A 13,680-nucleotide genomic window follows, 5' to 3' on the forward strand; every position below is an offset into this window, starting at 1 on the left:
TTTATCCCTCGAGCGAATGCTACTCGCTTCTGCTGTCATATCAATCTTATCTCTCCCATAGGGCGGTAGTAGCACAGCTACTACCGCCCTTATTTTCATAGAAAGCCAAATATAAAGGAATCCCGCCACAACATAATCCCATCAAGATGAGTCACGATATTGAGCCTAATTCTTCTACACAGGAGAAAGAGATACGGATAAATTCTGTCGCCGAGTTTATTCAGAAGATTGTCCAGCTTGATAAAGAAGAAGGCACACAGATCTTCTACCGAGGGCATGCAGATAGGGATTGGGAGTTACTTCCATCCATCTTTAGGACACCGAATGGGGTGGAGAAAGAGCATTTATTGTTCCGAGATATGGTGGCACATGAGCCTCAGAGCTTCTTAGGATGCCAGTCTACTTTAGACCATTTGGTTCAGATGCAGCACTATGGCCTTCCTACTCGTCTGTTAGATGTCACGGCAAATCCACTTGTAGCTTTGTACTTTGCCTGTGAGCAAGTAGATAATGATGTGTCAGCTGGAGTTTGGGCTGGATCTGAGGAGGGCCTTGAGGTTCTTGTTGGTATTGAAGAAGCTGCTGATTCTATTGCTAAGTCTGAGCCTAAGGTTGTTATAGAGGCTTTTACAACAATAAGAGAAAAAGCAAGAATGCTCTCGGAGTATGAGCCTAGAGCGGATTCTATTGATATCGCTAAAGTGCTTGCTATGACAATAATGGATGCCCCTGCTACACAAAAGGCTCTTGGTATGGCTGTCGCTAAGTCTGCTGCTAAATCTATGGTTAAGCCTATTTCTATGATTGCTGCTGTAGCTGGTGCTGTAGCTGGCGCAGGTGCTGTTACCGCTGCAAGAGATGTTGCCATAATCTTGGCTCGTTTTGAAGAGGCTTATTATAGGGCTCTCAAGGGCAGAACAGAGTCTAATGGAGATCCAATAGAAGTGTCGTTCGCAGAGTCCCTAACTCAACTTGTCTTTGAGCCTTCTAGAGCAACAGCTGATGAGGCTATTGCAGAACTTCTAGTTGCACTTGCTGCAGAGGCTGCTGCAGAGGCTGGTGCGGAGGCAGGTGCTTTGGCGAGAGAGAAGGATGGTCTCGTTTATTTCTTTTCGGTTCCTAATGGTAAGGTTAAGCACTATGATAGTGATACTGTCTCGGTATTAGCCAACCTTGCAAAGTGTCGGATTTCCGAGCTATGTTCTGATCTATCGTCTTTGGAAGACTTTAATCAGCAGCTCGACATTGACCTTTTATTGCACCAGATTCGAGGAGAGAAACCACATTTTCGCCCCATAATTCAGGCCAGTGACTTGAGTAGCATATTTTTCGTAAAAGCAAAGAATGGTAATCAACGAATTGCTAATCAGATGGGAGCATTCATGTTATTTGGACTCGGAGTTGAGCGGGGGAAAGATGTAGATGAAGAGGGAGAGGCTTCCCATTTAACTAAGGGAGTACATGCAGAGATCCCAGCCGAATGGATTAAGAGAAAGTTTGTTGTCCCGAAGGAGAAGAAAACCAAGATACTTGAGGAGTTGGCACACCTAGGAATAACTGAGTCTTATATCTACCCAGGGATAGAGCAGTATGCTAAGGAGCTGAAGAAGCGGTATAATTTATAAGTTAGGCATTCCCCCCTACCTGTTCCCTCGGGACTAAAAGCTGTACCTTTGCGGGGAATGAAGCTTAATAGAGATGAATAAGGATCAAGAATACTTAGAACGGTACACGGGCGAGCTAGAGGGACTCCTCTTGCGTTTGGCGCAAGAGGAGGGTTTGCTCGCCGGGAAGCAGTTCCTCGAGACGGAGGACTTGACAGAGCTTTACCTCGATGTCGTGAAGCCCTACCTCGGGGATGCTGTCCCGGACTTCGAGCAGTATCCGCTGGTATCGCTGGGGTGGATTGCCTTCGTGGGAATGGCTCTGGCGGTGCAGTGGGATGCGGACTGGGAGCATTATGGTGCCTTAGGAGGCGAGCAGCTCTATCTCCAGTTACGTCAGCCTAGGGGGTGGGATGAGCTCGATGAGTATGTCACGCAGGAAGTCTTGGGGCTAGAGGCTGGTGGTGAGGAGGAGCGTCGCTATACGGACTTCCTTCGTCGAGCCGCAGAGCAGACCTATAGTGCGCTGATGCACGAGCAGGCAGAGCCGTCGAGCCCGCTAGCCTTCCGCCTCTATACGCAGAGCCTGTATGTGCTCTATCGGCTGGGAGTCAGCCTTGGCCTAGCCTTCCTGGGCTACCGCTATGAGCGGACGACCTTGCCCAACTAGCTAGGAGACGAGTACCCCGTACCGGGGGGAGCCTATCGGAGGCGTCCTACCTTCCCCTCTGAAGCCACAGTGCCAAGTGCTCGGCGAGAGGGGGGAACGGGAATTTGTACTATCTTTGCGCTCAGTCTCACAGCGAGCCCAGATGGCGGAATAGGTAGACGCGTTGGTCTCAAACACCAATGGACGCAAGTTCGTGCCGGTTCGATCCCGGCTCTGGGTACAGATAGATTTATGATATACGGTAAGTGGCCGACCTCTCGTCAGGGCACTTATGATAGCGGACGAAGTAGCGGACGCAATACAGTTTCTTTGAGGGCTCGGCATGCACCTATGCGCCGAGCCCTCGATGTCTTTATACCCTACCTTTATCCTCATGGGTATGCCCCACTTCGTGCCCGTACCTTCCCCCCAGAGGCACACGAGGGCACAGTGGGAGACCAGACGCTACGGGATATAAGGTGGAGACTGGGTAGGACGAAAAAAGCCCTCGAGACCAGAGTCCCGAGGGCTTTGGAGGGGCTATTGCCTAGGTGTGATTAGATAAACGTTTACCCTCCCTATAGGGTGTCGGCACATCTTCTGATTCGGTCAGCTAATTCATACAGAGCACCTTTGAGCTCAGCTTGCTCTTGGGCGGTAAAGCCTGAGTTGCTACCGCTGTAGATGCCGTCCATCTTGTGATATATCCAGGAGGAAGACTTGCCGAAGTATCGGCGTGCCAAGGCACGCCAAGAGATGTCAAGCAGGATGTCCTGCATACGCTCCTTTATGGTTGTCCCGTCTGCTGTCCTTGTGGCTTTCTCCATTACTATTTCGCTCATTGCTGTTGTCCTTGTTTGGCGGTGACCGATCATTCGAGCAGATCTACGAGCTCGTAGAAAACTAGCGCTCCCCTCGCTGAAGAGGTAGAGAGCTCGAGGACAGAGTGCGTAGATACATCATTCGTACGAGCTTTTCAGTGTGGGCAGTTTCTCCTTTAATACTTGATAGCTGATACGCCACGCATCATCTGGGACGAGCTCTCTACTTTCAAAGATTTGGTCACTCTGATGTAGCTTGTCTGGAAGAAGTTCAGGGCTCGTCAGTTGGTAGAAGATCAGACCTCGGAATATAGCTTCTGGTGGAGACTCATTGAAAGCCATTGCCCAGAAATGTCATCCTCGGCGACTGGCTCCAGTACAATTCGGTTGCGGTGTGGGACGGCACGTCGCTCTTCGTGGATTAGTTCATCGAAGACGAAGCGTAGCCCCACCCTTCACCCCTCTTACCAGAGCGCCCACGGGCTCGGCAGCATCGGCTGCCGAGCCCGTAGGCGTTTGTATTATCCCTGTCGTAGGTGCTACTCCTGCTGGTAGATGTGCGGGGCTTAGCGTCCACTCTTTATTCCGAGTTCTTCACACTTGTTCGCATAGAGCTCCTGGAGAGAGTAGTAGTGGCTCACGGAAGAGAAGATGTGATCTATGCGATCGAATCCCACGCCAAAGCTCTGGAGCTGCATGTGATAAATGTATGTACTATCCTCCCGCATTATCACTCCGATCTCACCTACTTTATCCTCGAGGCGCTCCGTCTGCAGGAAGTAATAGACCTTATAGTGAGGGTAGCGACGTAGCGTGTCGACTGAGATGTTGCTCCAAAAGATCTCTTCGATCTGCCTCTGCCTATTACGCATGAAGTAGGGGACTTCTTTGAGAAGCACTACCTGAGACTTTGTGTCTTGAGTTATAATCAAGCTACTTGCTAAGGTGGAGTGTTCGTGAGATGGAGTGAATATATCCAGTCTGAAGAGCCAGATAAGCATCCCCAGAAGTAAGACGATGAGGTACGGTAGCAGTCTGGGTATTTTGGGGCACAGGCTTATGACGAATTGAGGTGTAGGCCTATCCCCCTCTGTAGGCGGTGAGGTAGCAGATACGGCTGGGGTGATGTACTGTGCTGCGGTGGAGATCACCTCGCTCTGCGGATGCACCTGCGCATGTAAGCTCCATTGCTTTTGGTAGATATGCAGGGTGCTCTCAGCATCCTTGATGTAGAGCTTATCTCCTGCCATCTGCAATGGGAACTCCGCAAGCAGGTGATTACCTATAGGCTCTTCCTTCGAGATTATATCCCCTATCCAATAGAACTTGCGAGCCTTCAAGTCAAAGATCCCAGCGCAGCGATATCCATGGAGTACGTAGTGTCGCTCTGCTATGAACGTAAGACACTCTCCGTATAGTTGTGGAGCATTGAGGGTATCAAAAGCCTTTCTACCATAGGGGTCTACTTCTGGGAACTCATATCTCTTGATGATCCTGGCAGTAGCAGCGTTGAGGATGCATATTCCCCAATTGCTGACTAATACGATGGTCTTTTCAGCTTCACGGAAGAAGCACCACCTCAGACTATCGATGATAGTATAGTTGGAGAAATAATCTTCAATACAGACTCTCCCCGAGAACTGACGCATAGGCTTACCCGTCTCCAGATCCAGAGCTATAAGTCGGAACCAGCGGGTACAGATCCAGAGTCGGCCTTGTGCTATACCCAGCACCTTTTCAAGGTGGTCAAGGTTGTCGGGGTCATTGCTACTACTATCACGCAAGGGTAGGTCGAAGGTCCAAAGCGCTTCTCCCCAGGAATTCAAGCGACTGAGTTTAGACTCGAAGTCCCTATAGCCGATGATCTCCTCTCCCACTTTATACAAGCTGTAAGGGACGTTTTGCGCTAAGAGAGGTTGCCCGTCTGGGACTGAAAGGATATTCTCACCCGTCTCTAAGGTTTTAGGATCGTAAGTATGATGCCCAATGTACGCACCTGCTTCTCCATCAAGTAGGCGAACCTTCTGCTCAAATACCTTCAGCAAGGTATGCCCCGAATAGACTTCTATGCAGCCATAGCTATACCAAGCGTAGGTGTATTCGCCTACGGAGACGAGCTGACTTGCTGGTCTCTCTTTCTCAAGCAAGACACCATCAATATAGAGGTAGCCATGCCCATTCTCCTCGTAGGAATAGTCTCCCGTGACGGGGTTAACGCCCTTCACATTCTTGATTTGGGCAATCTCTTTGTAGGCTATCATTGTCTTCTGAATAAGCTATTTCCTTTGGGGGGATGATGGGGGAGTTCGCTATCAAAGTTAGCCCTTTCGGCGGGAGTATGCTGGGGGCACAGAGGCGCGGTAGGATGCGGGCTTGCAGAGGAGGAGATGCAGGCCACTACTTGTTCGTAGTGCAAACCACTACTGGTTCGCACGCTGACCAATAGTGGTTGCTTTATCGACCTAAGGTAAGGGGGGGTAAAGTGACGCAGTGCCCCTCGGAGTTTCTTGACAAGACACGTTAATCGGCCAGCCCGCTGGTAGATGCGTACCTCGTCGTGGGAGTGAGCTATCATTCGGTCGCCAACGATGTGGACAGACTTGATCCCCCAACGGCCCCAGAGGTCATGCCAAATAAACCTTGTGAAGAGAACACTACTGAAGCCGATTTTGATGCGGGAGCCCTGTTGTTACGCCCAGGGGCTTACAAGGTTCTCTTCAATATATTCTCCATCTTTGAATAGAAAAACCATAGGTTCTACATCAAAAACAAAATCAGATATCGGCTTTCGTTCTTCCCAGATAATTGGAGATGAAGCCATGAATTCCTCATAAGGAACTCTTATTCGGCTATCATCATGGTCATATAAATTTAAGTATCTTCTCGTTTTACGTTCGTTGGGGTATAGTATGAATAATCCATGCCATATATTCTCAATATCATACTTGTACCCCAAATAAATGCAATACATGAGACTCTCGTAGGCAGCATAAGGATATTTTTGATCCATCTTAAGAAACAACTTAAAGCATTCTCCATCTTTTGAGAACAACTTTGGATCAACCTCCTCTTTTGTATAGATATACCAAAACCATACATTGTCATTATTGCAGTGAGTGTCTAATCGCAAATCTTTTTCACCTATTAAGATTCGCTTGCCTAGTTTTCTTTCTATCTTCATTATTTCAGAACTATAAATCTCCCTTCTTCGAATACTGCATATAAAGTTTGCTTACCATCGCGTATTATCTTCCAAATTTCAGATTCTCCTTCAATAAGAACTCCAAAACCTCTCCTTATTATAAATTCTGGCATCCCAATTCGCCCTCTTATTCCGGTGGTAAGGCCATGTGAAGTGAATAGATAAGAACCTCTGAAGTATCGAAGGCTGTGGTATAAATCGTCAAAACTATTCAAATGTTTTGTGTCAGCCGCTCTAGTCATGAAGCCTTCAGGGCTATATCAACTCTACGGTCTATGTAGCAATGGTGTATTTCAAGGCCTCTGGTATTCATTCCCAAGTTAGAGAGACAATCTAAGCGAGAAATATCTGAAGGATAGAGGGGTGTTGGATAATCTCAGCAGGATAGGAGAATATGCCTTCTGGTACGATCAATCTAAGAGGGAGAAAACATATCTCCCCCTAAACGCATACAAAAGGCCTCTGCGTGTAGCTAGACGCTATGGAATGAGGGGATAACGGGAAGGGATTGGGTCGGACGGGTATAGTAGGACTCACTGAGATGCGCTACGGAGTATCATAGGGGGGCATAGTGAGACTTTTGCTGCCAGCCGCCTAGAGGGTGCAGATGACCCTCAGGCAATCTGAGCCTATGTCCCCATGGAGACGATAAGTGCATCCAATGCCTGCTGTACACTGCGCTGGAGGGATTTTTTCGTTACCTTTACCCCCGAGAGCAGGCTTGTCCTCTACCTTGGCTAGGGGATAGTGACCTCTGGAGAGAGATATTTGAGTGCGTGATGAGGAGGGAGAGAGACACACCGATATGAATGTATACACACGATAATTGTACGACAGATGATGAGATGTTTATTGGCTCTACTTACGACGATTGCTTTGCTCTACGCTTGTAGGCAGGAGTCTCCAGAGAGACAGATACTTGAGCCCCCGATCACTACGGAGGGAGAGCCCACGGGGCAGGGTCCTACCCTTAGCCTCAGCGCTGATGTACTCCCCCTCGGGCGGGTCGCTGGAGACTTCGATGCCTCGGATGAGCCCCGCTCCACGACGGGGCGTATTGACCCAAAGGCAGAAGATGGGAAGTTCATCAAGCTCCTCGCACAGAGTGACAGCACTCACCCGAGGCAGCTCCTAGCAGACCTCTATATCTACCGGAGGAAGGACGGCGAGCAGACACAGGTCATCCACCTACGCTGTCCCCTGAGGGTGGGCTCTGAGGCACGGAGCCTAAGCCTCAGGACGACGCTATCTATCGACGAGAAGCAAGACCCCGAGCAAGCCTCCTACCTCAGGGAGATGATACGGGATCAGATGAAGGACTGCTACCTCTCTATGATCATTGGGCTCGATGAGCAGGGACGCTTCAGGAGCAAGGGAGCACTTCGTATCCCACGGTGGGGCTCCGCTCCTCCTCTGCCCGATGGCTTCGTCGTGCTCCGCAGTGAGGACAATCCGCTACGGCTCGTCCCCGATGAGCGAGTAGGGGGTGAGAAGAGTATCCGACTCAGGGCAGAGCGGCCGATGCGACTACGGATGATGGGCTACCTGATGGTACTTCGCTTCGAGAACGACTACCCCAGATATATCATCAAGCAGCAGGGACCCGAGGGGAGCCTTACCCAGGAGGAGCACCTCGGGGCAGACGGTCGGGTCAAGTACTTCCGAGCAGAGCGTCCTCCCTTCGAGGCCAGTATCCTCCTCTCGGGGACTCTCTCTGCGACGCAGGATCTGCAGATGACCTTCGCCGATGGGCACTTCGGTCTAAACAAGTATCGAGTCGAGCGAGATGGGCAAGGCTGGGTCTGTGACTACAGCGACCACTACGAGGGGCGCCCCGATGGGGGATACTCCTTCGGGGATGATCGGGGGTATGACTATCTGATCGCTAGATTCGATGGTGGCGCCTCTCGGACGGCTCTCTCAGTCCCGACACGTACGACTTCGCTCCCTAGGTATCCTAGTGAGGACGAGTCGGTAGTCCTCATCTACTTCCCCAACGCAGAGGATCAGGGGGCGATCACCTACGAAGGTGCTCGATGGGAAGGGCGCCGAGCCCCCTTCTACGACGATACGCCCTACACGCAGTATCAAGTCCGGAGGAAGGCGGGAAAAGCGCCTACGGTCTATATCAAAGCTCAAACAACGGGGAGGACGTATGGGAATACCATCGAGAAGAAGGCAAAGGGAGCAGATAATAAGGTCTACTATGTGACCTTCCGTATCACTGGGAAGAAGACCCCGGAGCCCGGCATCAAAGGAGTCGGCTACTATACGGACTATCAGGAGCTCTATCAGAGCATCCACTGGGAGGAGATCGACTAAGGCACCCTCGCCACACTATACAATATGTATCATCAGGACAAGGACGAGACAGGATCATGAATACACCAGACAGACTACCCTACGAGCCTCTAGTGGCTACCCCCATAGAGCTCCCACAGAGCCTATACATCCTCGTGGACTTCTCTATATCTGCAGAGGGGGAGATCGAAGACCCAGAGTATGATGACCTCTGGGGGACGAAGCGTGGGCGTAAGAATGAGGGAGGCAGGCTCTAGCTACTAGGGTAGGACACATCCCCTCTACTCTGTCCGCTCACTCAGTGCTCAGGGACAGCGTAGGCGACTTCAGGGAGAGTCGCATGTAAAGGATAATTAAACTACTTTTGTAGTCAATAAACGAGTTAGTCAATCCACATTTAATAATCCAGATTGCTCTATGACAATTGACCAGTTCAACTTCGCTGGTAAGAAGGCCTTCGTGCGTGTAGACTTCAACGTCCCCCTCGATGAGCACTTCCACATTACCGACGATACCCGCATCCGTGCGGCACTCCCTACCCTGAAGAAGATCCTCGCTGATGGTGGCTCAGTCATCATCGGCTCCCACCTCGGCCGCCCCAAGAAGGTCGAGGATAAGTACTCCCTCCGCCATATCCTATCTCATGTCTCTGAGCTCCTCGGTGTCCCGGTCAAGTTCGCCCCTGACTGCGTCGGAGACGAAGCTCGTGAGCTAGCTGCAAGCCTCAAGCCTGGGGAAGCTCTCCTGCTGGAGAACCTCCGCTTCTACGCCGAAGAGGAAGGTAAGCCCCGTGGCCTAGCCGAAGACGCTACGGACGAAGAGAAGGCCGCCGCTAAGAAGGCCATCAAGGAGAGCCAAAAGGAGTTCACGAAGAAGCTCGCTGCGCTGGCTGACGTGTACGTCAATGACGCCTTCGGTACAGCACACCGTGCACATGCCTCCACGGCACTTATCGCAGCCTACTTTGATGCAGACCACAAGCTCTTTGGCTACCTCATGGGCAAGGAGGTCGATGCCGTGAACAAGGTGATGCAGGACATCCGCCGTCCCTTCACAGCGATCATGGGGGGCTCGAAGGTCTCCTCTAAGATCGACATCATCGAGAACCTCCTAGGCAAGGTGGACAACCTCATCCTCACGGGTGCTATGACCTATACCTTCGCCAAGGCTGCCGGTGGGCACATCGGGGCTTCTCTCTGCGAGGACGACAAGCTCGACCTAGCTCGTGAGATCGTCGCCAAGGCTAAGGCCAACGGGGTGAACCTCGTGCTATCGACCGACTCCAAGATCGCTGATGCCTTCAGCAACGATGCCAAGACAGCCTATGCCCAGAACGATAATATCCCTGACGGGTGGATCGGTATGGACATCGGCCCTGACAGCATCCGTGCCTATCGCGAGGTCATCCTAGGGTCGAAGACGATCCTCTGGAATGGTCCTACGGGGGTCTTCGAGATGGACAACTTCGCCGATGGCTCACGTGCCGTGGCAGAGGCTATCGCCGAGGCTACGGCTGCTGGTGCCTTCTCCCTCGTCGGGGGTGGGGACAGCGTCGCCTGCGTCAATAAGTTTGGCTATGCCGACAAGGTCTCCTACGTCTCCACCGGTGGTGGGGCTCTGCTCGAAGCCATCGAAGGGAAGAAGCTCCCCGGTATCGCTGCTATCGAGGACTAGGCTTAGCTAAGACAAGTCTCCATATTATAGAGCTCCCCCGATAGCCCCATGAGGGCTGTCGGGGGAGCTCCTTTATTGCCCCTAGCTATGCCTGGTGGGGGATAGGTAGAGTAGGGGATAGGTAGATATTACTACTTAGTTACTTTCAGGTAGATAGGGTCGTAAATATCACCATTTGGAGGTATAGAATGGCGTAGTAAAGTGGGCTACCTTTGCCGTACACTTCCCTCCATGAGGAGACAATAGGGAAGTGCGGTGTAGATATTCACTTACAAATCATATATCGAGATGAAGAAATCAATGCTCCTCGTAGCCCTAGCTACACTCGCTCTCGGGGTTACTTCCTGTGGTAAGGAGACCCCCGACCCCGTCAAGAACGTCGTCGTCAATGCTACGGCCTATGACCAGTACGTCTACTTCTCCTTCGAGCAGGGGAAGGTCGTCAAGACAGCCAAGTACGATGACGAGGCGATTAAGAAGGATAAGAGCTGGGACATCGCCTTCCACCGCTATGAGCTACGTACCAATAGTGGCCTCTCTGGAGAGGGGAACGGTGGTGCATACGAGGTCGGTGTACAGGACATCCGGCAGGCCGTGACGATCCCCGCTGCGGACAAGTTCACCCCAGACAATCAGACCCAGGCGCAGATCATAGAGTTCAAGCATGGAGATCCCAAGGCAGCCGCTCCCGTCCAGAAGATGCTCGCCCTCAACCCCATCCTCTCCACGATAAAGAAGGTCGTAGTCGATCCAGGCAAGATTAACCCTGAGACAGGAAAGCCTGCGACTAAGACTACTATCCTGCACGAAGGTGCTATCGTACAGAACCTCGACTTCCATAATACAGATAAACCCGCCAGCTGGCTAACCAATAAGGTCTTCATCGTGCGCACGGCTACCGGCAAGCATGCTAAGATCAAGGTCATCTCCCATCAGGAGCCCGTCCAGACCGCCAAGGGGAATACCCCCACACCTGGGATGCTCCGCTTCGAGTATGTCTATCCTATTGACTAGCTCGCTTCTCTCTCGAGAGTATATAGCTCTGCTCAGTCACTCCCGCCCCAGATCTAGGGCGGGAGTGACTGAGCTTTCTACTCATGTACACCCCTCTAGGGTGTACGATCCTTATCATCGATGCTCTACCGATATATATGGGGCTTACTCGCCGGACTCCTCGTCCCGCTTAGCCTAGGGGCGCAGACGGCATCACCCGGCCCAGCTGACTCCGTCGCACATGACTACACGCTCTCTGGGGTCGTCGTGACGGGGACGCAGACCCCCCGCCTGCTGAAGAAGCTCCCCATCATGACACAGGTCATCACGCAGCGAGACCTCCAGCGGATCAACCCCCGCTCGGCTGCCGATGCCCTGCAGATGTCTATCCCGGGGGTCAATGTCACGATGCATGGCGCACAGTACCGAGTGACGATACAGGGTATGTCGGGGGACTATATCCTCTTCCTCGTTGATGGAGAGAAGATCACCTCCGAGGGGAATGGTGTCGTGGATCTCAATCGCATCGATATGTCCACGATCGAGCGGATCGAAGTGATCCGTGGCTCGGCCTCCGCCCTCTATGGCTCCAATGCTATCGGTGGGGTCGTGAACTTCATCACACGGCAGGGACAGCGTCCCCTACAGGCCAATGCCTCTATGGATATCTCCTCCGAGGGAGTCACCCGCTATGCCCTCGGGGTGCAGGTGCGCCGCCAGGAGTTCAGTAGCTCTACCTCCCTCAGCTATACGCATCAGGATCCCTATTCCATCAATATCCCCCAGCGTGACGGCTCGGTGGATGTCACTTCTGCACGAGGGCAGAAGACCAAGACCCTCGGGCAAACCCTTCGCTACCGTACACTAGATAGCCGTAGTGAGGTCTATGCCTACCTTCGCTATAGCTTCCGTGATCAGGACGAGCTGCTCGTCACACGACGCAACCACTATACGACACACTCCCTCGGGGGGCGACTGTACCATGCCTTCGATAGCCAGCACAACGTACGCCTGGACTATACCAACGAGCTCTACGACCGCTCTGACTGGTTCGTCCCTACCCGAGACTATTCCCCCGTCTTCCTCCAGACAGCCCATACGATGCGCCTGCAGTACAACTATGGGGAGGAGGGAGTGACCAAGCTCTTCGCCAACGTCGGGGGCGAGGGGTACCACGAGGCTCTGCAGGGCAATCGCTTCGAGGACTACCGCTCCTCCTACCGTGCAGAGCTCTATTCGGGCTACCTACAGGCAGAGTACCGCCCGAGCGAGAAGCTCTCTCTCGTCGGTGGACTCCGCTACGACCACCATTCCCGCTTCGGGGGGAGGCTCTCGCCCCGCCTCTCGGCGCTCTACTCGATAGGCGATCTTCGCCTGAGGGCTTCGTATTCGGAGGGCTTCCGCTCGCCCTCGCTCAAGGAGCTCTATATGGACTGGGATCATCTAGGGATGTTCTTCATCAAGGGCAATACCTCCCTACGTCCCGAGGTCAGTCGTATGATCAGCCTCTCGCCCGAGTATCAGACACGGGAGCTGAATGTGACTATCCTCGCCTCCTACAACATCATCCAGGATAGGATTAGCCTGGTCGAGCAGTCCAATACGGATCAGCGGTACGAGAATCGCCCTGGTACGAGCAAGCTCCTGAACGTGCAGACCAGTGTGCGCTGGCGTATGCCCTGGGGGCTCAACCTCAATGCCGACTATGCCTACCTCAACACCATCGATCGTATACGCACCAAGTCGGGCATCGCCCTCCCCTTCGCCTCCACCCGTCCGCACAACTTCACCGCCACCCTCTCCTACGATAAGCGGGTAGGCGATGGGACGATCTCTGCGAGCTATACACTACGTGGAGCGAGCAGTGTCACTACGGCTCAGTATAGTGCAGATGCGGATGATTATACTCCGGTCGTACATCAGGCCTTCGTCCTCTCCCGCCTCGCCGTCACGGCGCTGTGGCGCAGTCGGCTACGTATCAGCCTCGGGGTCGATAACCTCTTCGACTACCTCCCCGAGAGTGTCAATGTCACGGGGAGCATCTCTCCGGGACGGACGTACTTCTCGACCCTTGCTCTTACCTTCTAGCTCCTCTCTCTCGATCGGGTTAGGGTAGGGAGGCGCAAACATATCAGCTGCCCAGATGATTAGATGGGTGGGAGGGAAGCCCTATTCCTCTCACCCATCTCTTCGTCTGGGACTCATGTCTCTATCCCCGCCCAGCACTCCCATGCTCACCGATTCCACGGAGGCTGTCTCCTCCGCCCCACTCGCTCCCCGTCCTCGTCTCTGGGTCTTCAATCCTGGGCACGAGGAGGCGCTACGTATCCCCCTACCTCTGCGCTACACTCCGACGAGCGAAGTACGACAGATGCGCCACGACCTAGCACCCCTGCTCACCCTACTCGCTGAGCGTGGGGACTACATCTATTGCCC

General features: G+C 52.7%; 10 protein-coding genes, 1 tRNA gene and 1 pseudogene. 9 read left to right on the forward strand and 3 right to left on the reverse strand.

All coding sequences use genetic code 11. From position 1 onward, the window contains the following. Positions 1-146 precede the first annotated feature (146 nt). The 3 genes from QZ170_RS08535 to QZ170_RS08545 all read left to right on the forward strand — a co-directional run bounded on the left by QZ170_RS08535 (position 147) and on the right by QZ170_RS08545 (position 2,494). Positions 147-1,625: an FRG domain-containing protein gene (locus QZ170_RS08535; protein WP_297179911.1), complete on the forward strand. Its 1,479-nt coding sequence runs from the start codon at positions 147-149 to the stop codon at positions 1,623-1,625. 73 nt (positions 1,626-1,698) lie between these two features. Continuing rightward, positions 1,699-2,274, forward strand: coding sequence for a hypothetical protein (locus tag QZ170_RS08540; protein ID WP_297179914.1), 576 nt, complete (start codon positions 1,699-1,701; stop codon positions 2,272-2,274). 136 nt (positions 2,275-2,410) lie between these two features. Beyond that, a tRNA-Leu gene (locus QZ170_RS08545) sits at positions 2,411-2,494 on the forward strand. Between the two features lie 337 nt (positions 2,495-2,831). Here the strand turns inward: QZ170_RS08545 and QZ170_RS08550 are convergent. From QZ170_RS08550 to QZ170_RS08560, 3 genes are all read right to left on the reverse strand, one after another. Beyond that, positions 2,832-3,095: a DUF5053 domain-containing protein gene (locus tag QZ170_RS08550; protein ID WP_297179917.1), complete on the reverse strand. Its 264-nt coding sequence runs from the start codon at positions 3,093-3,095 to the stop codon at positions 2,832-2,834. A 545-nt stretch (positions 3,096-3,640) separates the two neighbouring features. Further along, a complete protein-coding gene (locus tag QZ170_RS08555; protein WP_297179920.1) occupies positions 3,641-5,335 on the reverse strand; it encodes a hypothetical protein in 1,695 nt (564 codons plus the stop codon). Between the two features lie 428 nt (positions 5,336-5,763). Next, entirely contained in the window at positions 5,764-6,255 is a 492-nt protein-coding gene (locus QZ170_RS08560) for a hypothetical protein (RefSeq protein WP_297179923.1), read from the reverse strand. 858 nt (positions 6,256-7,113) lie between these two features. Here QZ170_RS08560 and QZ170_RS08565 point away from each other — a divergent pair. The 6 genes and pseudogenes from QZ170_RS08565 to QZ170_RS08590 all read left to right on the forward strand — a co-directional run. Further along, the gene (locus QZ170_RS08565; RefSeq protein ID WP_297179926.1) at positions 7,114-8,598 is read left to right on the forward strand and encodes a hypothetical protein; all 1,485 of its coding nucleotides are present in this window, start codon (positions 7,114-7,116) and stop codon (positions 8,596-8,598) included. A 56-nt stretch (positions 8,599-8,654) separates the two neighbouring features. Continuing rightward, positions 8,655-8,834 (forward strand): hypothetical protein, encoded by a 180-nt coding sequence (locus tag QZ170_RS08570; RefSeq protein WP_297179929.1) that lies wholly within the window; start codon positions 8,655-8,657, stop codon positions 8,832-8,834. 160 nt (positions 8,835-8,994) lie between these two features. Next, on the forward strand, positions 8,995-10,251 hold the full coding sequence (locus QZ170_RS08575; RefSeq protein WP_297179932.1) for a phosphoglycerate kinase: 1,257 nt from the start codon (positions 8,995-8,997) through the stop codon (positions 10,249-10,251). 288 nt (positions 10,252-10,539) lie between these two features. Then, entirely contained in the window at positions 10,540-11,265 is a 726-nt protein-coding gene (locus tag QZ170_RS08580) for an HmuY family protein (RefSeq protein WP_297179935.1), read from the forward strand. Between the two features lie 120 nt (positions 11,266-11,385). Beyond that, the gene (locus tag QZ170_RS08585; protein ID WP_297179939.1) at positions 11,386-13,332 is read left to right on the forward strand and encodes a TonB-dependent receptor; all 1,947 of its coding nucleotides are present in this window, start codon (positions 11,386-11,388) and stop codon (positions 13,330-13,332) included. A gap of 142 nt (positions 13,333-13,474) precedes the next feature. Further along, positions 13,475-13,680 (forward strand): annotated as a pseudogene (locus QZ170_RS08590) (hypothetical protein); the annotation flags it as partial.

Origin of the sequence: uncultured Porphyromonas sp. (assembly GCF_905372525.1) — a bacterium.
Lineage (GTDB): Bacteria > Bacteroidota > Bacteroidia > Bacteroidales > Porphyromonadaceae > Porphyromonas.

Bases quoted from the DNA above. Each gene is read 5' to 3' on its own strand.
- QZ170_RS08535 (WP_297179911.1), top strand. From the start codon at position 147: ATGAGTCACGATATTGAGCCTAATTCTTCTACACAGGAGAAAGAGATA.
- QZ170_RS08570 (WP_297179929.1), top strand. From the start codon at position 8,655: ATGAATACACCAGACAGACTACCCTACGAGCCTCTAGTGGCTACCCCC.
- QZ170_RS08555 (WP_297179920.1), bottom strand. From the start codon at position 5,335: ATGATAGCCTACAAAGAGATTGCCCAAATCAAGAATGTGAAGGGCGTT.
- QZ170_RS08560 (WP_297179923.1), bottom strand. From the start codon at position 6,255: ATGAAGATAGAAAGAAAACTAGGCAAGCGAATCTTAATAGGTGAAAAA.
- QZ170_RS08585 (WP_297179939.1), top strand. From the start codon at position 11,386: ATGCTCTACCGATATATATGGGGCTTACTCGCCGGACTCCTCGTCCCG.
- QZ170_RS08565 (WP_297179926.1), top strand. From the start codon at position 7,114: ATGATGAGATGTTTATTGGCTCTACTTACGACGATTGCTTTGCTCTAC.
- QZ170_RS08580 (WP_297179935.1), top strand. From the start codon at position 10,540: ATGAAGAAATCAATGCTCCTCGTAGCCCTAGCTACACTCGCTCTCGGG.
- QZ170_RS08575 (WP_297179932.1), top strand. From the start codon at position 8,995: ATGACAATTGACCAGTTCAACTTCGCTGGTAAGAAGGCCTTCGTGCGT.
- QZ170_RS08550 (WP_297179917.1), bottom strand. From the start codon at position 3,095: ATGAGCGAAATAGTAATGGAGAAAGCCACAAGGACAGCAGACGGGACA.
- QZ170_RS08540 (WP_297179914.1), top strand. From the start codon at position 1,699: ATGAATAAGGATCAAGAATACTTAGAACGGTACACGGGCGAGCTAGAG.